The sequence below is a fragment of the Nonomuraea sp. NPDC047529 genome (assembly GCF_040642995.1).
GTDB lineage: Bacteria > Actinomycetota > Actinomycetes > Streptosporangiales > Streptosporangiaceae > Nonomuraea.
The window spans coordinates 92605-112087 of record NZ_JBEYTJ010000017.1; the positions used below are offsets into that span (position 1 = coordinate 92605).

Annotated in this window: 18 protein-coding genes; 12 read left to right on the plus strand and 6 right to left on the minus strand. The window is 70.7% G+C overall.

The window, feature by feature from the left end; genetic code table 11:
- Positions 1-8: 8 nt before the first annotated feature.
- Positions 9-1445, plus strand: coding sequence for a peptidase S10 (locus tag ABZ815_RS26000; RefSeq protein WP_357702187.1), 1437 nt, complete (start codon positions 9-11; stop codon positions 1443-1445).
- Here ABZ815_RS26000 and ABZ815_RS26005 read toward each other — a convergent pair.
- From ABZ815_RS26005 to ABZ815_RS26025, 5 genes are all read right to left on the minus strand, one after another.
- On the minus strand, positions 1404-2318 hold the full coding sequence (locus ABZ815_RS26005) for a hypothetical protein (RefSeq protein ID WP_357702189.1): 915 nt from the start codon (positions 2316-2318) through the stop codon (positions 1404-1406). The two genes, ABZ815_RS26000 and ABZ815_RS26005, sit on opposite strands and share 42 nt — an antisense overlap.
- Complete coding sequence (locus tag ABZ815_RS26010) at positions 2309-2731, minus strand: peptidase inhibitor family I36 protein (RefSeq protein ID WP_357702191.1); 423 nt, start codon at positions 2729-2731, stop codon at positions 2309-2311. The genes ABZ815_RS26005 and ABZ815_RS26010 overlap by 10 nt, the downstream gene beginning before the upstream one ends.
- Positions 2732-2907: 176 nt before the next feature.
- A complete protein-coding gene (locus ABZ815_RS26015; RefSeq protein ID WP_357702193.1) occupies positions 2908-3678 on the minus strand; it encodes a glucose 1-dehydrogenase in 771 nt (256 codons plus the stop codon).
- Positions 3675-4685, minus strand: a complete 1011-nt coding sequence (locus tag ABZ815_RS26020) for a DUF4432 family protein (protein ID WP_357702195.1) — start codon at positions 4683-4685, stop codon at positions 3675-3677. Before ABZ815_RS26020 ends, ABZ815_RS26015 begins: the two co-directional genes overlap by 4 nt.
- The gene (locus tag ABZ815_RS26025) at positions 4682-5854 is read right to left on the minus strand and encodes a DUF4185 domain-containing protein (protein WP_357702197.1); all 1173 of its coding nucleotides are present in this window, start codon (positions 5852-5854) and stop codon (positions 4682-4684) included. Before ABZ815_RS26025 ends, ABZ815_RS26020 begins: the two co-directional genes overlap by 4 nt.
- 127 nt (positions 5855-5981) lie before the next feature.
- On the opposite strand from ABZ815_RS26025, the gene ABZ815_RS26030 reads away from it, so the two are divergent.
- From ABZ815_RS26030 to ABZ815_RS26050, 5 genes are all read left to right on the plus strand, one after another.
- Positions 5982-7592 (plus strand): ATP-binding cassette domain-containing protein, encoded by a 1611-nt coding sequence (locus tag ABZ815_RS26030; protein WP_357702199.1) that lies wholly within the window; start codon positions 5982-5984, stop codon positions 7590-7592.
- A gap of 64 nt (positions 7593-7656) precedes the next feature.
- Positions 7657-8457, plus strand: a complete 801-nt coding sequence (locus ABZ815_RS26035) for a hypothetical protein (protein WP_357702201.1) — start codon at positions 7657-7659, stop codon at positions 8455-8457.
- A 103-nt stretch (positions 8458-8560) separates the two neighbouring features.
- Positions 8561-10039, plus strand: a complete 1479-nt coding sequence (locus tag ABZ815_RS26040) for a sigma-70 family RNA polymerase sigma factor (protein WP_357702203.1) — start codon at positions 8561-8563, stop codon at positions 10037-10039.
- A gap of 7 nt (positions 10040-10046) precedes the next feature.
- Positions 10047-10703, plus strand: coding sequence for a hypothetical protein (locus tag ABZ815_RS26045; protein ID WP_357702205.1), 657 nt, complete (start codon positions 10047-10049; stop codon positions 10701-10703).
- A 143-nt stretch (positions 10704-10846) separates the two neighbouring features.
- Positions 10847-11890 (plus strand): NlpC/P60 family protein, encoded by a 1044-nt coding sequence (locus tag ABZ815_RS26050; protein ID WP_357702207.1) that lies wholly within the window; start codon positions 10847-10849, stop codon positions 11888-11890.
- A 3-nt stretch (positions 11891-11893) separates the two neighbouring features.
- Here ABZ815_RS26050 and ABZ815_RS26055 read toward each other — a convergent pair whose 3' ends face one another.
- Positions 11894-12388 carry an inorganic diphosphatase gene (locus ABZ815_RS26055; protein ID WP_357702209.1) on the minus strand — a complete coding sequence of 165 codons (495 nt, stop codon included), beginning with the start codon at positions 12386-12388 and terminating at the stop codon, positions 11894-11896.
- Positions 12389-12474: 86 nt separating this feature from the next.
- Here ABZ815_RS26055 and dacB point away from each other — a divergent pair, with 86 nt between their 5' ends.
- The 6 genes from dacB to folE all read left to right on the plus strand — a co-directional run bounded on the left by dacB (position 12475) and on the right by folE (position 19444).
- A complete protein-coding gene (gene dacB, locus ABZ815_RS26060) occupies positions 12475-13890 on the plus strand; it encodes a D-alanyl-D-alanine carboxypeptidase/D-alanyl-D-alanine-endopeptidase (protein WP_357702211.1) in 1416 nt (471 codons plus the stop codon).
- Between the two features lie 47 nt (positions 13891-13937).
- On the plus strand, positions 13938-15014 hold the full coding sequence (locus tag ABZ815_RS26065) for a zinc-dependent metalloprotease (protein WP_357702213.1): 1077 nt from the start codon (positions 13938-13940) through the stop codon (positions 15012-15014).
- A 55-nt stretch (positions 15015-15069) separates the two neighbouring features.
- A complete protein-coding gene (gene tilS, locus ABZ815_RS26070; protein WP_357702215.1) occupies positions 15070-16074 on the plus strand; it encodes a tRNA lysidine(34) synthetase TilS in 1005 nt (334 codons plus the stop codon).
- Between the two features lie 10 nt (positions 16075-16084).
- Complete coding sequence (gene hpt / locus ABZ815_RS26075) at positions 16085-16636, plus strand: hypoxanthine phosphoribosyltransferase (RefSeq protein WP_357702217.1); 552 nt, start codon at positions 16085-16087, stop codon at positions 16634-16636.
- A 238-nt stretch (positions 16637-16874) separates the two neighbouring features.
- On the plus strand, positions 16875-18869 hold the full coding sequence (gene ftsH, locus ABZ815_RS26080) for an ATP-dependent zinc metalloprotease FtsH (RefSeq protein ID WP_357702219.1): 1995 nt from the start codon (positions 16875-16877) through the stop codon (positions 18867-18869).
- Positions 18866-19444 carry a GTP cyclohydrolase I FolE gene (gene folE / locus ABZ815_RS26085; RefSeq protein WP_357702221.1) on the plus strand — a complete coding sequence of 193 codons (579 nt, stop codon included), beginning with the start codon at positions 18866-18868 and terminating at the stop codon, positions 19442-19444. The genes ftsH and folE overlap by 4 nt, the downstream gene beginning before the upstream one ends.
- The last annotated feature ends 39 nt before the right edge of the window (positions 19445-19483 follow it).

Genomic DNA, 19483 nt, shown 5'->3' on the forward strand with positions numbered 1-19483 from the left:
TGGCCGCTATGTCCGACGAAGTACAGACAAAGACGCCCGCTGACAACCTCGTCACCACCCGGCACACCCTGCCGACCGGCCAGGGGTACACCGCCACCACCGGAACCATGGTGGTGCGCGAGGAGGTGTTCACGGACGGGACGTTCGACGGCCACCGCCCGAAGGCCGAGGTGTTCCTCACCTCCTACACGCTCGACGACGCCGACCCGCTGACCAGACCGGTCACGTTCGCCTTCAACGGCGGGCCCGGGTCCTCGAGCGTGTGGCTGCACCTCGGCATCCTCGGCCCGCGCCGGGTCGTGATGGGGGACGCGGGCGCGCTCCTGCCTCCCCCGTACGCGCTGGCCGACAACGACGAGACCCTGCTCAAGGTGAGCGACCTGGTCGTCATCGACCCGATGTCCACCGGCTACTCGCGGGCGGCCGAGGGCGAGAAGGCCGGCCCGTACCACGGGTTCAGCGGCGACCTGGAGTCGGTCGGCGAGGTGATCCGGCTCTGGACGACCAGGAACGCGCGGTGGATGTCGCCGAAGTTCCTGGCCGGCGAGTCGTACGGCACGGTCAGGGCGGCCGGCCTGGCCGACCACCTCCAGTCGCGGTACGGCATGTACCTCAACGGCGTGATGCTGATCTCCTCGGTGCTCGACTACGCGACCGTGGAGTTCAACGAGGGCAACGACACGGCCTACGCCCTCTATCTACCGACTTATGCCGCTATTGCGCACTATCACGGCCTGCACGGCGATCGCCCGCTGGCCGACGTGCTGCGCGAGGCCGAGGAGTACGCCGCCCGCGACTACCCGTGGGCCCTGGCCCGCGGCAGCCGCCTCACCGCCGACGAGCGCGCCGCCGCCGTCTCCAGGGTCGCCGCGCTGTCCGGCCTCTCCGAGGACTACGTCGACCGCGTGGACCTGCGCATCGAGCACATCCGCTTCTTCACCGAGCTGCTGCGCGAGCGCCGGCTGACCGTCGGCAGGCTCGACGGCCGCTTCACCGGCTGGGACCCCGACGGCGGGCGCGAGCACTTCGTCTCCGACCCGAGCATGAACGCCATCACCGGCCCCTACAGCGCCGCGCTCAACCACTACCTGCGGACCGAGCTGGAGTACGCCAACGACCTGCCCTACGAGATCCTCAGCTCGCGGGTGCACCCGTGGTCGTACAAGGAGTTCGAGGGCGTGCACGTCAACGTGATCGACCGGCTCGGCGCCGCCATGCGGACCAACCCGCACCTGCGCGTGCACGTGGCCTGCGGGTACCACGACGGCGCCACGCCCTACTACGCGGCCGAGCACGCCTTCGCCCACCTGCCCGTGCCCGCCGAGCTGGCCGCCAACGTGGAGTTCAAGTACTACGAGGCCGGCCACATGATGTACGCGCACGAGCCCAGCAGGCTCGCCCAGTCAGCCGACCTGGCGGCCTTCGTCCTCGGACAGCAGGCGTGAGGCCCGCTCCAGCCGCTGTCGCAGGTTCGCGGCCAGCGCGTCGAAGCGTTCCTTGTTGTCCCGGATGACCGCGCGCTGCACCTCGGCGTCGGCGTTGAACCAGGCGGCGACCAGGCCCGACGACCACTTGCAGGTCGTGTCGGCCACGGCCGTCTGCTTCTCCTCCTCGCTCACGTCGGGCTTGTCCAGGTTCCAGCGGGAGTCGGCGATGGCCGCCTCGGGCGCCGGGTAGGGATGTCCGGCCTGGGTCATGCACGACTGCCAGCGCCTGTTCGCCGCGGTCACGCCGCCGTACTTGGCGGCCTGTTCCAGGGCGAGCGAGTCCTGCAGGCCCAGCCACGGCCAGTCCGCCTTGCGGGTGCCGCTCTCCAGCGCCGCGGAGGCCCGGTCGAGGCAGCCGCGGTCGGCCGCGGTGCCGTACAGGCGGTGGCGGGTGCGCTTGGGCAGCTTGTTGACCCAGGAGGCCGTGGTGTCCGGGGACGGTGGCCTGGCCAGGTGGTAGCCGTACCGCTGGGCGGCCGCGGTGTCCACGACGCCGTAGCGGCGGGAGTTGCCGGGATCGACCACCGCCAGCTCGGCGGCGTCCTCGGCGGGTGGGGTGACGGTGAGGCCGCGGCGGCTCATGCACTGCGCGACCAGGTGGTTGTGGGCATTGCCCAGGACGGCCCGTTGCTCGGGAGTCGGCTTGTAGGCGTCGAACGGCAACACGAGCTGCGACACCGAGGTCACGCCCGCCGGAGGCCGCTCGCGTACGGGCTCGGCGGTGGCGCAGGCCGCGACGGACAGCAGCAGCGCGCCCGCGAGGAGGCCGCGACAGCCGGTTTCCGGCGGCCAAGCCCGGAAACCGGCACTCCCGTTATTTCTCAGCGGCACCAGATGTCGATCGAGCTGGTGCGGTTGTTGCCGATCGCGTTGTTCGACAGGTAACCGTCGTTGGAGTTGTGGGTGAAGGTGCTGTGGGCACCGGTGTAGTCGGCGTGCTGCCACAGGGTGGCGCTGCAGCCGATGCGGTTCCTGACGGAGCTGGTCTCGTTGTCCATGCTGTGCCAGGTGTTGCTGAAGTCCCAGTTCAGCCAGTTGTTGTCGGCCAGATCGGAATCGTCGGCCGTGAAGTCGCGCCAGTGGTCGCTCTGGCCGCGGTTGTAGTCGAAACCGGCGTACAGGCAGACGCGGCCGCCGTAGCACGTGGAACGTGGGCTGGCCTCTGCCGCGGCGGCCGGGACGACCACGGTGAACAGCGCGGCCGCGGCGGCGACGAAGCCGGCGGCCTTCTTGGTGAGCCTCACAGGTCTCTCCTAGATCGGTGAGTCGTTTCGGAACCCGTACCTACGTGCGTGAGGGGGCTCGGGACCCACCCTCGGATTACACGCAGAGACTCTGGTTACCAGGCTCACCACCTGGCACTTCGTCGCGTTGACGCAACGATTGCCAGGATTGGGAGGCGACTGGGGACTTACTCGACCTAGTCGGGGAGCGCCGCGGGGTTTCGGGCCAGCAGACCGCCGTCCACGCGGTGCTCGGCGCCGGTGATGAACGACGAGCGCGGCCCCGCCAGGAACGCCACCAGCTCGGCCACCTCCTCGGGGCGGCCGACGCGGCCCAGCGGATGGGCTTTGCCCCACTGCTGGACCTGCTCCTCCTGCGACAGCCCGCCCCGCCACAGGTCGGCCGCCCAGCGCAGCATGGGGGTGTCCACCGAGCCGGGGCAGACCACGTTGACCCTGATCCCGTCGGGCGCGTGGTCGAGTGCCATGGCCCTGGTCAGGCCGTTCAGGGCGGCCTTGCTCGCGGTGTAGGCGGCCACCTGCGCCTGCGAGGAGAACGCCTGCACCGACGACATGACCACGATCGAGCCGCCGCCGCGCTCCCTGAGCCTCGGCACGGCGGCTTTGCACGTGAGGTAGACGCCCTTGAGGTTGACGTCCATGACCTCGTCCCACACCTCCTCGGGGGTGTCCTCGACCGTGCCGTAGCGCTGGACGCCGGCGCAGGTGACGACGACGTCGAGGCCGCCGTACCTGGTCACGGCCAGGTCCACCAGGTCGCGCATGTCGCCGGCCCGGCGCACGTCGGCGACGACACCGGTGACGTGCTCGCTGTCGAGCACCGCGTCCTTGTCCACGCCGCAGAACACCACGTTCGCGCCGCCGTCGGCCAGCCGGTCGACCACCGCCCGTCCGATGCCCATCGAGCCGCCGGTGACCAGCGCCACCTTGCCGGAAAACTCACTCACGCCAGCACCTCCGCGCGCCACCTCAACACCTTGGTCTCCTGCGGTCCGAGCGGCAGGGCGCTCCCGTTGGCCACGGCGGCGGCCAGGCCGTCGGTCGGCATGCCGGCGAACGGTTCGAGCCCCAGTGTGTAGGCCCGTCCCCACCAGGGATAGCCGGTGGACGCGCCGAGCTCCTGCCACATCCACAGGTAGGGGAGGAGCGCCGCATCCCACTCCACCCGCATACCGATATCCCCCGAAATTTCGTACCAACCCTGAGGGAAGCCTGTGAGGTAGACGATGTCGCTCGGCCCGCCCCGCTCGGGCACCACGCTCAGATCCGTCTCCCCGCCCCCGTCGGCGGGCACCACCGGCCACCGCCACGGCCCGCCGGGACGCACCCGGCGCCCGGCCGGGTCGATCGGGCCGGCGTGCGGGATCACCCGCACCCCCTCGGGCAGCCGGATCCGCGCGCCCGCCCGCAGGAACGGCCTGCCGAAGACGATGTGCTGCCCCCACATCGCGTGCAGCGCGAGGTCCGACTCGTTGGTCACCCGGCCCTCGACCTCCAGCGCGGCCGTCCCCGCCCGGAGCCGGAACACCTTCTCCACCCGGTACGGCAGCCGCCGCGTGCGCACGCCGAGCCGCACCGCGACCTCCTCCTCGGAGTCGGCCACCACCTCGCACGACCACGGCAACCCGGCGACCTCGCCGTGCTGGGCCAGGCGCGCGCCCCGGTACTCGCTGGGCGCGCCGCCGTTGGGGAAGACCTCCTGCCAGCCGCCCTCGTAGTGGTCGACGAACTGGGCGACGTCGTCGGCCGCGCCGTGACGGTGGTCGCGTGGATCGCGCAGACCCTGCGGGGAGAGCCAGACGAAGTCGGTGTCGGTGGGCTTGTGCAGGAACTCCACCACGTCGCCGCCCTTGTCCGGCACGACGGTCACGCGCAGCCGCTCGTTCTCCAGCGTGACCGCCCGCAGCCCGTCGAGGGTGAGCCGCCGCAGGCGCGCCGCCCAGTTGCGCCTCACTCGAACGTCACGTCCAGGAACCTGGGCCGGTAGATGGACACGTCCCGGTAGTGGTCGGTGTTGACGAAGCTGTTGACGTTGTAGGAGACCACCAGGCCGTTCCCGGCGACGTCGGGGTGGGCGTGGGCGTTGTAGGTGAAGACGTTCCCGCTGGTCTCGGGGGTGGTGTAGACGTGCTGCTTGCCGGTGAAGGGGCCGGTGGGGGAGCACGAGGAGTAGGCCACGATGTTGGGGCTGAGCACCTCGGTCGTGTCATGCGTGATCAGGACATATCCGGATCCGACCCGGGTGACGCTGTACTCGTTCGCCACCCCGCCCATGATCCGGGCCGAGTCGGTCTCGTCCGGCGACCACGAGCCGTCGGCCGTGCGGAACTCCCACGTGCCCAGCAGGCTCTGGCCCCTGACCCGGGCCAGGTGCATGTACTTGGCCGTGCCGAGGTCCTCGACGCCGTACACGTAGGTGTAGCCGCCGTCCTTCAGCAGGCCGGAGGCCCAGGAGACGCCGTGGCCCGAGGGCAGGTCGTGCACGCTGATCGGCTGGTCGAGCCGGCCGGGCGCGAACCTGGCCACCACGTTCCGGTGCCAGCGCCAGTCCCACGCGCCGGAGCCGAACCGCTCGTACTCCTGGTACGTGACCTCCACCAGGCCGCCCGCCAGCGTGGCGTCCCCGGCCCAGTACCAGTGCTTGTCGTCGCGCGGCGGCATCACGGCCTCGGGCTCGGCGGCCGTGCCGTCGTGGACGGTGGACAGCCGCCCGTCCCGCTCGACGGCGAAGGAGTTGTTCAGGAAGACGGTGCTGCCGCCCTCCTCGACGACCGGCGGCCGGGAGCCGTCGGGGTTGACCCGGCCGAGGAAGGTGTCGGAGAACACCCACAGCTCACGGCCGTTCGGCAGTTTGACCGAGTAGGTGCCGTCGGCTCCCGTCCAGTCGTCCAGGCGGTTGTTGTCGTTGCCGTACGAGGTGAACAGGCTGGTCAGCCGGGCGTCCACGGACGCGCCGCGCACGGTGGGCGCGCAGGCCGAGACCGGGCCGGACTGCTGTTGCTGCGTCGCGCCGACCGACGGCGGCACGGGCTTGGGCGGCGCGGCCCACGCCTGCTGCGGCACGGCGATCAGACCGAGCACCGCGACGGCGAGGGGGGCGAGGGAGGAGCGGAATCGCGTCATCACCGGTTCCTAGGGCTGGGGGTCCCGTACAGTTCTAGTCATTAGATCACTTGCTGTCCAGAGTCCTCCGGTATCGCCGCACGAAAATCGGGTGCCGGTGGTGCAGAACGGCCGGTAGCCTGCCCGGATGGGCCACGTTGAAGTAGGACATCTGACGTACGTGCTGCCCGACGGCCGGCCCTTGCTCAACGACGTCTCCTTCCGGATCGGCGACGGTGTCAAGGCGGCGCTCGTCGGGCCCAACGGCGCGGGCAAGACCACGCTCATGCGCCTGGTCGCCGGCGATCTGGAGCCCGTCGAGGGCAACGTGACCAGCTCCGGCGGGCTGGGCGTGATGCGCCAGTTCATCGGCAGCGTGCGCGACGGCAGCAACGTCCGCGACCTGCTGCTGGGCGTGGCCCCGCCGGCTGTGCGGCAGGCGGCCGAGCGGCTCGACGCGGCCGAGCTGGTCATGATGGAGCGCGACGACGAGAAGGCGCAGATGCGCTACGCGCAGGCCATCAGCGACTACACCGACGCGGGCGGCTACGAGATCGAGGTGCTCTGGGACACCTGCACGGTCGCCGCCCTCGGCGTCCCGTACGACCGGGTCAAGTACCGCGACGTGGCCACCCTGTCCGGCGGCGAGCAGAAGCGGCTCGTCCTGGAGGCGCTGCTGCGCGGCCCCGACCAGACCCTGCTGCTCGACGAGCCCGACAACTACCTCGACGTGCCCGGCAAGGAGTGGCTGGAGCAGCAGCTCCGCGAGACGTCCAAGACCGTCCTGCTGGTCAGCCACGACCGCCAGCTCCTGGCCAACGCCGCCGACCGCATCATCACGGTCGAGGGCGGCAACATCTGGATCCACGGCGGCGGCTTCGCCGGCTACGGCGAGGCCCGCAAGGCCCGCAACGAGCGCCTCGACGAGCTGCGCAGGCGCTGGGACGAAGAGCACGCCAAGCTCAAGGCCCTGGTCAACATGTTGAAGAACAAGGCCAGGTACAACGACGGCATGGCCGCCCCCTACCACGCGGCCCAGACGCGGCTGCGCAGGTTCGTCGAGGCGGGCCCGCCCGAGCAGGCCCCCGGCGACCAGAACATCAAGATGCGGCTGCGCGGCGGCCGCACCGGCAAGCGCGCGGTCATCTGCGAGGGCCTTGAGCTGACCGGCCTCATGCGCCCGTTCGACCTGGAGATCTGGTACGGCGAGCGCGTCGCCGTCCTCGGCTCCAACGGCTCGGGCAAGTCCCACTTCCTGCGCCTGCTGGCTGGCGAGCCCGTCACGCACGACGGCGTGGCCAGGCTCGGCGCCCGGGTCGTCGCAGGGCACTTCGCCCAGACCCACTCCAGGCCCGACCTGCTCGGCCGCACGCCGGTCGAGATCGTGATGAACGAGCACGCCAGGCTCAAGAACGAGGCCATGAAGACGCTGGCCCGCTACGAGCTGGCCGGGCTGATCGCCGAGCAGCGGTTCGACACGCTGTCCGGGGGCCAGCAGGCGCGGCTGCAGATCCTGCTGCTGGAGCTGTCGGGCGCCACGCTGCTCCTGCTCGACGAGCCGACCGACAACCTCGACCTGGCCAGCGCCGAAGCGCTCCAGGTGGGCCTCGACGCGTTCGACGGCACGGTCATGGCGGTCACCCACGACCGCTGGTTCGCCGCCGACTTCGACCGTTTCCTGGTCTTCGGCTCCGACGGCATGGTCTACGAGTCGTCCGAGCCGGTATGGGACGAGTCCAGGGTCGTCCGGCGGCGTTAAAGAGTTGGTACGCCCGGCGCGTGTCATCTGACAGCCGTGCCCATGCACGGGTTATCACGGCAAAGTGATCCTGCGTAGCCGAACCGTCAGCCTCCTCGCACTCGGGGCGATCTGCCTCGCCGGTTGTTCAAGTGAGGACCAGCCAGCCCAATCGCTCAAGCCGCTCGTTCTCAAGGAGCAGGTCTCGAACATCGCCAAGTCCTCCGACGGCTACGCCGTCAACTGGGCGGGCGTGCTCAGCAACGCCAACCCGTGGCACTTCGGCGAGCACGTGGTGGCCACCATCGTGGGCCGCGACGCCGCCGGCACCGAGGTGGTGCGCATGGACCAGCCGCTCGACGCCGTGCCGCCGGGCGGCTCCCTGGCCTTCACCGGCCAGGCGTCCACCGCCGAGAAGCCGGTCAAGGTGACCATCCAGTACCGTCCGGCGCAGTGGCGGACCGCCGCGCGCATCCCGTCGTCGTTCCAGTCGTTCCCGATCAGCCGCGTCCAGACAATGCGCCAAAAAGACGGCTCTTACCTAATTACCGGCTATGTCGGGAATCCGTATCAATTGCCGGCGAGCAGCCTGGTGGTGAACGCGTTGTTGCGCGACGGGGCCGGCAAACTGCTCGGCGGCGGCAGCACGTTCGTGGACGACGTCAAGGCCGGCAGCCCGCCCAGGTTCATCCTCACCGTGGCCGGACTGCCCAAGGACAGCAAGGTCGCCAAGACCGACGTCACCGCCAGGACCTGGGGCTCCACCGGCCGTCCCTACGAGGATCTGGCCATGGGCGGCGCGATCCCGGAGCACACGGTCAAGCCCACCTCCGAGCCGTTCGCGGTCGACCGGGGGAGCCAGGTCATGGGGCAGGTAAAGCAGTAATCGGTATTAGTCCGAACAAATAGGTCGAGGAATGACGGGGTCGCGGTAGACAAGCGGCGGAACCGGTAGAACTACTAGTTACCGATCCATTACCTTCGGTCACATGAATGACCGCGTCCTGGTGGAGGCACTCCGCACCCGTGACCCGGGAGCCCTCGCCGCGCTCTACGACACCTACGCGGAGAGCGTCTACCGCTACTGCTGGTCCCTCCTCCTCGACACCGACAGCGCCCAGGTGGCGCTGCGCGACACGCTGATCGCCGCCGAGGCGCACGCGGGCGCGCTGTCCCAGCCCGACAGGTTCCGGGTCTGGCTGCTCGCCCTGGCCCGGCTCGAATGCCTGCGGCGCCGGATGGCCGCGCCGCCCGGCGCCGACGAGGCGCTGGCCGAGGCGCCGCCTCTCGACGACCCGGCCGACGCCGACCTGCGGCTCATGGCCTGGAACGCCGTCGTCAGCCTGCCCGTCGCCGACCGCGAGGTGCTGGAGCTCGCGACCAGGCACGAGCTGGACACCGCCGGCCTGTCCCAGGTGCTCGCGATGTCGCCGCGCGAGGTCGAGCAGGCCAGGGAGCAGGCACGCGAGCACCTCACCGACGCCGTCACCGCCGAGATCCTGGCGCGCAAGGGCCCCTACGACTGCCCGCGCCGGGCCCGGATCCTCGACGGATTCTCCGGGGAGCTCACCAGGGAGATGCGCGAGCACCTGGTCGGGCACGTCGCCCGCTGCGAGGTCTGCGCCCCCCACCGCACCCGTCAGGCCTCGGCCGCCAAGGTCTTCGCCCTGCTGCCCGCCGCCGCGCTCCCCGACGCGCTGCGCATCAGGGTCATGAGCTGCTTCGCCGACCCCGAGCTGCTGCCCTACCGCCGCTACGTCGCCCGGCGCACGGCCTCCCTGGACGCCGCCGGGTTTCCCGTTCCCACCCAGACGGCGGCTCGAAGGTGGCCTCAAGCGGTGGCGGGCGCGCTGGCGGCGGTCGCGACCGTGGTGGCGATAGCAGTGATCTTCAACCAGTTCGGCAAGGAAAGGGGCGGTCTCGCCGGGGTGGCGACGGCCGCGTTCCCCGCCACCGGCGAGCCGCCCGGCATCAGACTGCCCTGGCAACCCGACCCGCAGGACGTCCAGTTGACCGTAGAGCCCATCCTCGACAGCGCGGCGCCCGAGCCGTTCGGCATGCTCGGCTCGACGACGCCGGTGCCGCCGGCCGTGCTCGTGCCCACGCACGCGACCGCGCCGACCACCGAACCCGAGCCCGGCGACCCGCAGCCGACGCCCGACGATCCGCCACAGGCCGATCCGCCGGACCAGAACCCCGGCGACCCGACGTACGGCCAGCCCGGCCAGCCCGGCCAGCCCGGCCGTCCCGGATGGCCGAGCCGCCCGCCCGGCCGTCCGCCGCACGGCGAGCCGGGCACGCGTCCGCCGACCCGCACGCCGCCGGTGCCGACCCCCACCCCCGCCCCGACGCCCACCGAGACGCCCGCGCCGACCACCACGCCCACGGAGACGGCCACGCCCACCCACACGCCCCCTCCCACGCACACGCCCACCGAGGAGCCCGTCACGCCCGTCGAGAGCGGCTGAACGGGCCGTGGAGGCGTTCGAGCTGCGCCAGGACCCGCACCTGGGCCGCCGGGTCTGCCCGCTGCCCGTCCCGCGGCGGGTGGCCGAGCTGGTGCCCAGAGGTCATCGCGTCGACTGGCCGACCTGGCTCGACCGCGGCCCCCGCATGCTGCGCCACGTGCTCGACCTGTCCCGTCTGCGCACCGCGCGCGGCCTGGCCGTGCTGTCCTGGCTGGCCGGCGGCCCGCAGCCGGACGAGCTCGACTGGCTGTGGGACGCCCGCCGCCTGACCGGCCCGCGCCAGGAACGCATGTACGGCGCCGCCGCCGACGTCCCCGATCCGGTGCTCGGGCTGGTGACGGCCAACTGGACCTGGGTGCTCGACACCTGCCACGGCGGCCGGGTCACCGCCCCCTACCTGGCGGGCACCGCCTACCCGGGCGACGGTCACGCCGCCGCCGACGCCACCATGACCCTCTACCAGACCTACGACCGCCATCCGGAGGCCAGGCCGGCCATCGCGGCGGCGTGGGCCACGGCCCGGGTGACCGCAGACTGGTGCAAGGCCGCCGAACTGCACGCCGCGTACGGCGGCCAAACCCCCGTTTTCACCTATCCGAGAGCCGCCCAGCCGGTGGTCGCCGGCATCCGTCCGTGGATAGAGCGCCTCTTCCGCCTGCGGTGATGACGTTACGTGCATGAGAGCGCTGGGAACTGTGTGCATAGAGTAACCATCTGTTTTCAGGGGGACCTATGCGCTCAATTCGGGCCAGGCTCCTGGCGTGCGCCCTGCTAGTCGCTCTGTGTCCGCTCACTCCGTGCCCGCCGGTGGCGGCCGACCCCATGCCGTCGGCCAAGGACGTGAAGAAGGCGCGAGAGACCGCCCGCCACCGCTCGAAGGAGCTGGGGGTGGCCAGCGCCGGGCTGGCGGCGGCCCAGTCCAGGCTCGACGAGCTGGCGTCCGGCGTGGAACGGCAGGTGGAGGCGTACAACGGCGAGCTGGTCCGGCTCCGGCAGGCCGAGCAGGCGTACGGGCAGGCCCGGGAACGTCAGGCGGCGGCCGACGTCGAGGCCGAGCGCGCCCGGCAGGCCGTCGCGTTGCTCGCGGCGGAGAGCTACAGCGGCATGACGCCCATGGACCCCGTCATCGGCATGCTCATCGACGAGGGCGGCGTGGACGGCTTCCTGCACCGGGCGAGCTTGCTCAGCCAGCTCGGCGACGAGCGGGCCCGCATCCTGCGCAGGATGAGCGACGCCCAGGAGGTCGCCGCCATCCTCGGGGAGCAGGCGCAGAACGCCTACGACGCCCAGCAGGCGGCCTCGGAGCGCGCCCGGCAGGCGAAGCTCGCCGCGGAGGCGGCCGTCGCCCGGCAGCGCCGCGAGACGCACACCCTCCGGGTGGAGAGGCGACAGCTCCAACGCCGGGTGAACGCCGCCCGCAGCCACGCCGAGCTGCTGGCCAGGCGTCGGGCCCTGGCCCTGTCGGCGGCCGGGGCGGCGGGGTCGGCGGGCGGCAACCTGGCCGCCAACTGGGCACTGACCCAGCTCGGCAAGCCGTACGTGTGGGCCGCCGCCGGCCCCGACACCTATGACTGCTCGGGCCTGGTGATGCGCGCCTGGGAACAGGTGGGCGTGCATCTGGACCACTGGACCGGAACCCAGTGGACGTCCGGCCCGCACGTGCCGCTGGACCAGCTCCGCCGCGGCGACCTGCTGTTCTTCGGCCGCATCACCGACGACCCCGGGACGATCCACCACGTGGGCATCTACGTCGGCCAGGGTCAGATGGTGCACGCGCCGCAGACCGGCGACGTGGTGCGCGTGGCCCCGATCTGGCGAGGGGACCTGGTGGGCGCCACCAGGCCCCAGTGAGGATCAGTGGTGGTGACCCGCGTCCTTAGCCCGGTTGAACGAGCGCTCGATCTCGGCCTCGGCCTCGATGCGCCCCACCCAGTTGGCGCCCTCGACGGACTTGCCGGGCTCAAGGTCCTTGTAGACCTCGAAGAAGTGCTGGATCTCCAGCCGGTCGAACTCCGACACGTGGTGGATGTCCTGGATGTGGTGCATCCGGGGGTCGGTCGAGGGGACGCACAGGACCTTGTCGTCGCCGCCCTTCTCGTCGGTCATCCGGAACATGCCGACCGCACGGCAGGTGATGTAGCAGCCCGGGAACGTCGGCTCCTGGAGCAGCACCAGGGCGTCGAGCGGGTCGCCGTCCTCGCCGAGGGTGTGCTCGATGAAGCCGTAGTCTGCGGGGTACTGCGTGGAGGTGAACAGGAGCCGGTCAAGCCTGATCTTCCCGGTCTCGTGGTCCACTTCGTACTTGTTCCGTTGCCCCTTGGGAATCTCAACGACAACGTCGAACTCCACCGCGGTTCCTCCGCTCAAGGCCCCCGGGAAGTCCCGGCTGGGCGTTAATGTCTCGTAGGCGAACACCAGGAGAGAGGTCAGGCGACGTGGCGCGGCACGAGCGTACGGTGATGCTGGCCACTCTCGCCGTGCTCCAGATCGTCACGATCGTCATCGGCGTTTACGCCATGACCAGCGACTTCAACCTGAGCGCGCTGACGAGGCAGCCGTCACCGATCGGGCCGACGGCGTCTCCCCGGGGAATCCCCCCCGCCCCCGTGGTCACCTCGGGGCCTGTGCTGGCCCAGCTTTCGGCGACGTCAGGAGACGGACCTCTCCCGACTAAGAGTACTTTGACCCGCCAGCTCACCGACGCGCTGGGTGACGAAGCGCTCGGCGGCCGGGTCGGCGCGGTCGTGCTCGACGCCAGGACGGGGGCCCAGATCTTCGCCTCCAACCCCGACCTGGGCATCACCCCGGCCTCCACGAACAAGGTCGTCACGACCGCCGCGGCGCTCGCCTCGCTGGGCCCCGACACCCGCTTCTCCACCCGCGTCGTCCAGGGCCGCGCGCCCGGCGCGATCGTCCTGGTGGGCGGGGGCGACCCGCTGCTCGCCGGGCCGACGGCCAAGCCCGGCTACCCCAAGCAGGCGTCCCTCGCCACCCTGGCCGCCCGCACCGCCGCCACGCTGAAGGCGAAGGGCGTCAGGAAGGTCACGCTCGCCTACGACGACAGCCTGTTCACCGGGCCGACCCTCGCGCCCGGCTGGAAGCCGAACTACGTGCCCGACGGCGAGGCGGCTCCCGTCCACGCCCTGGCCATCGACGAGGGACGCCAGCGCCCCGGCGCCCGGCCCCGCGTGGCCGACCCGGCCGCGACCGCCGCCGCCGCCTTCGCCCGGCTCCTCCCCAAGTACGGCGTCACCGTCTCCAAGGACGTCCGCCAGGAGAAGGCCGCGGCGGGCGCCGCCGAGCTGGGCAAGGTCGACTCCGCCCCCCTCTACGCCCTGGTCGAGCACACCCTGACCCACAGCGACAACGACATGGCCGAGGCCCTGGCCAGGCACGTCGCCATCAAGGAGGGCAAGGAGGCGTCGTTCGCGGGGGCCGCGCAGGCGGTGGTCGGCGTGATGCGGCGGCTCGGCGTCACGAAGGGCGTCAGCGTCGCCGACGGCAGCGGCCTGTCCATCCGCAACCGGGTCAGCGCCGACGCCATGGCCAGGGTCATCGCCATCGCCGGCTCCGCCCAGCACCCCGAGCTGCGGGCCGTCGACTCGGGCATGCCGATCGCCGGCTTCTCCGGCACGCTGGGCAACGGCCGGCGCTTCACCCGCGCCGACAGCAAGGGCCAGGTCGGCCTCGTACGCGCCAAGACCGGCACGCTCAACAACGTCAACACCCTGGCGGGCCTGGCCACCACCAAGGACGGCCGGCTGGTCACCTTCGCCTTCCTCGCCGACGACGTGCCGGTGAACGCCGAACCCGTGCTCGACAAGCTCGCCGCGATCGTCGCGCGATCCTGAACGCCGCTTCTTCGCAGGCGTGACGAGAACAACGTACGGTGGACGCTATGCAGGTGATCGACTGGGATCTGGCCGTCACGACCGGCACGCGCCTGGTGCGCCCCGGTCCTCAGGTGAGCAAGGAGGAGGCCAGGCAGGCCGTCGCCGAGCTCCGCACGCTGTCACGTGAGGCCGAGGGCCACGTGCGCGAGTTCACGAAGATCCACACCGAGACCGCGCCGCAGCCCGCGACCATCGTCGACCGTCCGGGCTGGATCAAGGCCAACGTCGAGGGCTTCCGCGTGGTCCTCGAACCGCTGACCCAGCGCATGAGCGGTGGCTCCAACCCGCCGCCCGCCATCGTCACCGCCGTGGGCTCCCGCATCACCGGCGTGGAGGTCGGGGCCGTCCTCGCCTTCCTCGCCTCCCGGGTGCTCGGCCAGTACGAGCTGTTCCTGCCGCCCGACCCGACCGGCCAGGAGGCGACCGGCCGCCTGACGCTCGTGGCGCCCAACATCGTCCACGCCGAGCGCGAGATGAACGTCGTGCCGCGCGACTTCCGCCTGTGGGTGTGCCTCCATGAGGAGACCCACCGGGTGCAGTTCACCGGCGTGACCTGGCTGCGCGAGTACGTCCGGTCGCAGATGACCGAGTTCCTGCTCGCCTCCGACCTCGACCTGCCCACGCTGCTCGACCGTCTGCGCAACGCCGCCGACACGGTGGCCGACGTCGTCAGGGGCGGCGAGGGCAACCTGATCGACGCCATCCAGTCGCCCGCCCAGAAGGAGATCCTCGACCGGCTGACGGCCGTGATGACCCTGGTCGAGGGCCATGGCGACTTCGTCATGGACGCCGTGGGCCCGTCGGTGGTCCCGTCCGTCTCGGAGATCCGCGCCAAGTTCGCCCAGCGCCGCGAGGGCGGCTCACGGGTCGACCGCACGGTGCGGCGCCTGCTGGGCATCGAGGTCAAGATGAAGCAGTACGCCGAAGGCTCGGCGTTCGTCCGCAAGGTGGTCGACCAGGTCGGCATGGACGGCTTCAACAAGGTCTGGACGTCCCCTGAGACCCTGCCCACGATCGCCGAGATCGCCGACCCCGACGCCTGGATCCACCGCGTCATCGGCACCCCCGCCCTGCCCGCCTGACCTCAACCCCCATCGAACCCGCCGCGGCGTGCGGCGGGTTCCGGCAGCCGGGACAATGGCTCTCGTGGGTCCCCATCCAGCCGTAGCCGACGTGCGCAGGGCCGTGCGCGAGGCGCTGGCCGACCTCGGCGGCACCGGCGCGCTGGTGCTGGCCGCGTGCAGCGGCGGCGCCGACTCCCTCGCCCTGGCGGCGGCGCTGGCCTTCGTCGCCCCCCGCGCCGGTCTGCGCGCGGGCCTGGTCACGGTCGACCACCAGCTTCAGCCGGGCTCGGCCGACCGGGCCCGGCAGGTCACCGGGATCGCCGCCGGGCTCGGCCTGGCCCCGGCGGAGGTGCTCACCGTCACCGTCGGCACCGAGGGCGGCCCTGAGGCCGCCGCCCGCGACGCCAGGTACACCGCGTTGGCCGAGGCGGCCGACCGCCTCCAGGCCGCCGCCGTCCTGCTCGGCCACACCCGCGACGACCAGGCCGAGACCGTGCTGCTGGGCCTGGCCAGGGGGAGCGGCCTGCGCTCGATCTCCGGCATGGCCGCCCGGGCGGGCCGCTACCGCCGGCCCTTCCTCGACCTGTCCAGGGCCACGACGGTCGCCGCCTGCCGTGCGATGTCCCTCGACCCTTGGGACGACCCCCACAACGACGACCCCCGTTACACCCGCGTCCGCGTCAGGAAGCGCGTCCTGCCGATGCTCGACGAAGAGCTCGGCCCGGGGGTGGCCGAAGCGCTCGCGCGGACCGCCAGAATGGCTCGGGAGGACGCCGACGCCCTCGATCAGTGGGCCGAAACGGCGTTCCCGAATTGCGCTCTAAGCGATATCGGGCCGTCCGTCACACTGTCCGTACCGGAGTTGGAGAAACTGCCCGACGCCGTACGACGGAGGGTGCTGAGGCGCGCGGCCATCGCGGCGGGCACGCCGTCCGGAGCGCTTTCCGCCACCCACGTGCTGGCGGTCGATCGGCTGGTCACACAATGGCGCGGCCAGAAGGCGGTCGATCTACCCGGAGGTCTGTCCGCAGTTCGGCGGTATGGCACCCTGATAGTCGCCATCAGTCCCATCGTTTAAGGAACCACAGGTGGACGCTGCCGACATGGGCAAAGACCTGGAGAAGGTCCTCATCCCCGAGGACGACCTCCAGGCCAAGATCAAAGAGCTTGCCGGGCGCATCGACGAGGACTACGCGGGCAAGGACGTCCTGCTCGTGGGCGTGCTGAAGGGCGCGGTCATGGTGATGGCCGACCTGGCCAGGGCGCTGCACGTGCCCGTGCAGATGGACTGGATGGCGGTGTCGTCCTACGGCGCGGGCACCAAGTCCTCCGGCGTCGTACGGGTGCTGAAAGACCTCGACACCGACATCTTGAACCGCCACGTCCTGATCGTCGAGGACATCATCGACTCCGGCCTCACCCTTCACTGGCTGCTGGAAAACCTGAAGTCGCGCAACCCGGCCTCGTTGGAGATCTGCGCGGCGCTGCGCAAGCCCGACGCGGTGAAGGTGCCGATGGACGTGAAATACGTCGGCTTCGACATTCCCAACGAGTTCGTCATCGGCTACGGGCTCGACTACGCGGAGCGCTACCGCAATTTGCCGTTCATCGGAACGCTCGCGCCGCACGTTTATAAGTAGTAATCCCGGCCATGGCCGGGAACATCGCGCAACGTGACGTACGTTGATAGGGCAAGACCGGTGTAGCGGGCGGGTCCCTCCGCTCGCCGTGCCGGTGTACCTTCAGACTCCGGAAGGGTGACCGCAAGTCCCCTTCGGGTAGTCAGAAGTCGCGGTGTCGGATGCCGCGGCCCCGGGCCAGCCCGGGGTTCCAGGCCATGGTCAGGAAGGGACGGGCCCGCAAGGGGTTCCGCATCGGATGGATCTCAAGCGATTTACACGTGGGCCACTGCTGTGGATCCTGGGCATCGTCGTGCTGCTCCTGCTCGTCACCCAGCTCTGGAGCGGCGGGGGCAATTTCAAGCAGGCCGACACGTCCACGGTTCTCCAACAGATTCGCGCCGGCAATTTCACCAGCGCCAAGGTCGTCGACAAGGACAATCGGGTCGAGCTCACCCTCGCCAAGCCGATCGTCGTCCGGCCGGGTGACGCCCCGGCGAAGCTGATCCAGTCCAACTGGGTCAGCGGTTACGGCGCGAAGCTGACCGACGAGCTGCAGGCTCAGGTCGACGCCGACAAGACGAAGAGCTTCACCACCGAGGTGCCCCAGGAGAACTTCCTGCTCAGCATCCTGGTGAGCTTCCTGCCGATCGTCATCATCGTGCTGATCTTCCTGTTCATCATGAACCAGATGCAGGGCGGCGGCTCCCGGGTGATGAACTTCGGCAAGTCGAAGGCCAAGCTCATCACCAAAGACACCCCCAAGACGACGTTCGCCGACGTCGCCGGCGCCGACGAGGCCATCGAGGAGCTCCAGGAGATCAAGGAGTTCCTGCAGGCCCCGGCCAAGTTCCAGGCGATCGGCGCGAAGATCCCCAAGGGCGTGCTGCTCTACGGCCCGCCCGGCACCGGCAAGACCCTGCTGGCCCGCGCGGTCGCGGGCGAGGCGGGCGTGCCCTTCTACTCGATCTCCGGTTCCGACTTCGTCGAGATGTTCGTCGGCGTCGGCGCCTCCCGAGTGCGTGACCTGTTCGAGCAGGCCAAGGCCAACGCCCCCGCGATCATCTTCATCGACGAGATCGACGCCGTCGGCCGCCACCGCGGCGCCGGCCTGGGCGGCGGTCACGACGAGCGCGAGCAGACCCTCAACCAGCTGCTCGTCGAGATGGACGGCTTCGACGTCAAGGGCGGCGTGATCCTCATCGCCGCGACCAACCGGCCCGACATCCTCGACCCGGCGCTGCTGCGTCCCGGCCGGTTCGACCGGCAGGTCACCGTCGACCGCCCCGACCTGGAGGGCCGTAAGGGCATCCTCAAGGTCCACGGTCGCGGCAAGCCGTTCGCGCCCGACGTCGACCTCGACGTCATCGCGCGCCGCACACCCGGGTTCACCGGCGCCGACCTGGCCAACGTGATCAACGAGGCGGCCCTGCTCACCGCGCGGGCCGACCAGAAGCTGATCACGATGGAGGTCCTGGAGGAGTCGATCGACCGTGTCATGGCAGGGCCCGAGCGCAAGTCGCGGGTCATGTCCGACAAGGAGAAGAAGATGATCGCCTATCACGAAGGCGGTCACGCGTTGGTGGCGCACGCGCTGCCCAACTCCGACCCGGTCCACAAGATCACCATCCTGTCCCGCGGTCGCGCCCTCGGTTACACGATGACGCTGCCGATGGAGGACAAGTTCCTGGCCACCAGGTCCGAGATGATGGACCAGCTCGCGATGCTGCTCGGCGGCCGCGCGGCGGAGGAGCTCGTCTTCCACGAGCCCACCACCGGCGCCTCCAACGACATCGAGAAGGCCACGGCGGTCGCCCGCCGCATGGTGACCGAGTACGGCATGAGCGAGCAGCTCGGCGCCCGTAAGTTCGGCACCGGCCAGGCCGAGGTCTTCCTCGGCCGCGAGATGGGCCACGAGCGCGACTACTCCGAGAAGATCGCCTCCTCCATCGACGAGGAGGTCCGCCGGATGATCGAGACGGCGCACGACCAGGCCTGGGACATCCTGGTCGAATACCGCGACGTGCTCGACAACCTGGTGCTGGAGCTCATGGAGAAGGAGACCCTCTCCCGCGAGCAGGTCCTGCAGATCTTCGCCCCGGTGGTCGTCAAGGAGCACAGGCCCTCGTACGCGGGCTACGGCAAGCGGCTCCCGTCCGACCGCCCGCCGATCCTGACCCCGAAGGAGCAGTCGGCCAACGGCTCGCTCACCTCCGGCCACCAGGACGCCTTCCAGTCCGGGGACAGTGCGTGACCCAGCACGAGGTCGACCTGGGGCGGATCGAGAAGGCCGTCCGCGAGATCCTCTACGGCATCGGTGAGGATCCCGACCGCGACGGCCTGCTCGATACGCCCGCCAGGGTCGCCCGCGCGATGGCCGAGCAGTTCTCCGGGCTCGGCCAGACGCCCGAGGACGTGCTCAACAAGGTCTTCGACGTCGACCACGACGAGATGGTGCTGGTCAGGGACATCGAGGTCTACTCGACCTGCGAGCACCATCTGGTCCCGTTCCACGGCGTGGCCCACGTGGGCTACATCCCCAACGAGCGCGGCCAGGTGACCGGGCTGTCCAAGCTGGCCCGGCTGGTCGACGTCTTCGCCCGCCGTCCGCAGGTGCAGGAGCGCATGACCTCGCAGATCGCCGACGCCCTCATGCGGGTGCTGGAGCCGCGCGGGGTCATCGTCGTGGTCGAGGCCGAGCACCTGTGCATGACGATGCGCGGCGTGCGCAAGCCGGGGGCCAAGACGGTCACGTCGGCGGTCCGCGGCGACTTCCGTACCAGCGACAAGACCCGCTCCGAGGCGATGGCGCTGATCCTCGGCAGGTGACGATCGTTATCCACAACTGGGGACCCGAGATGTCGGCAG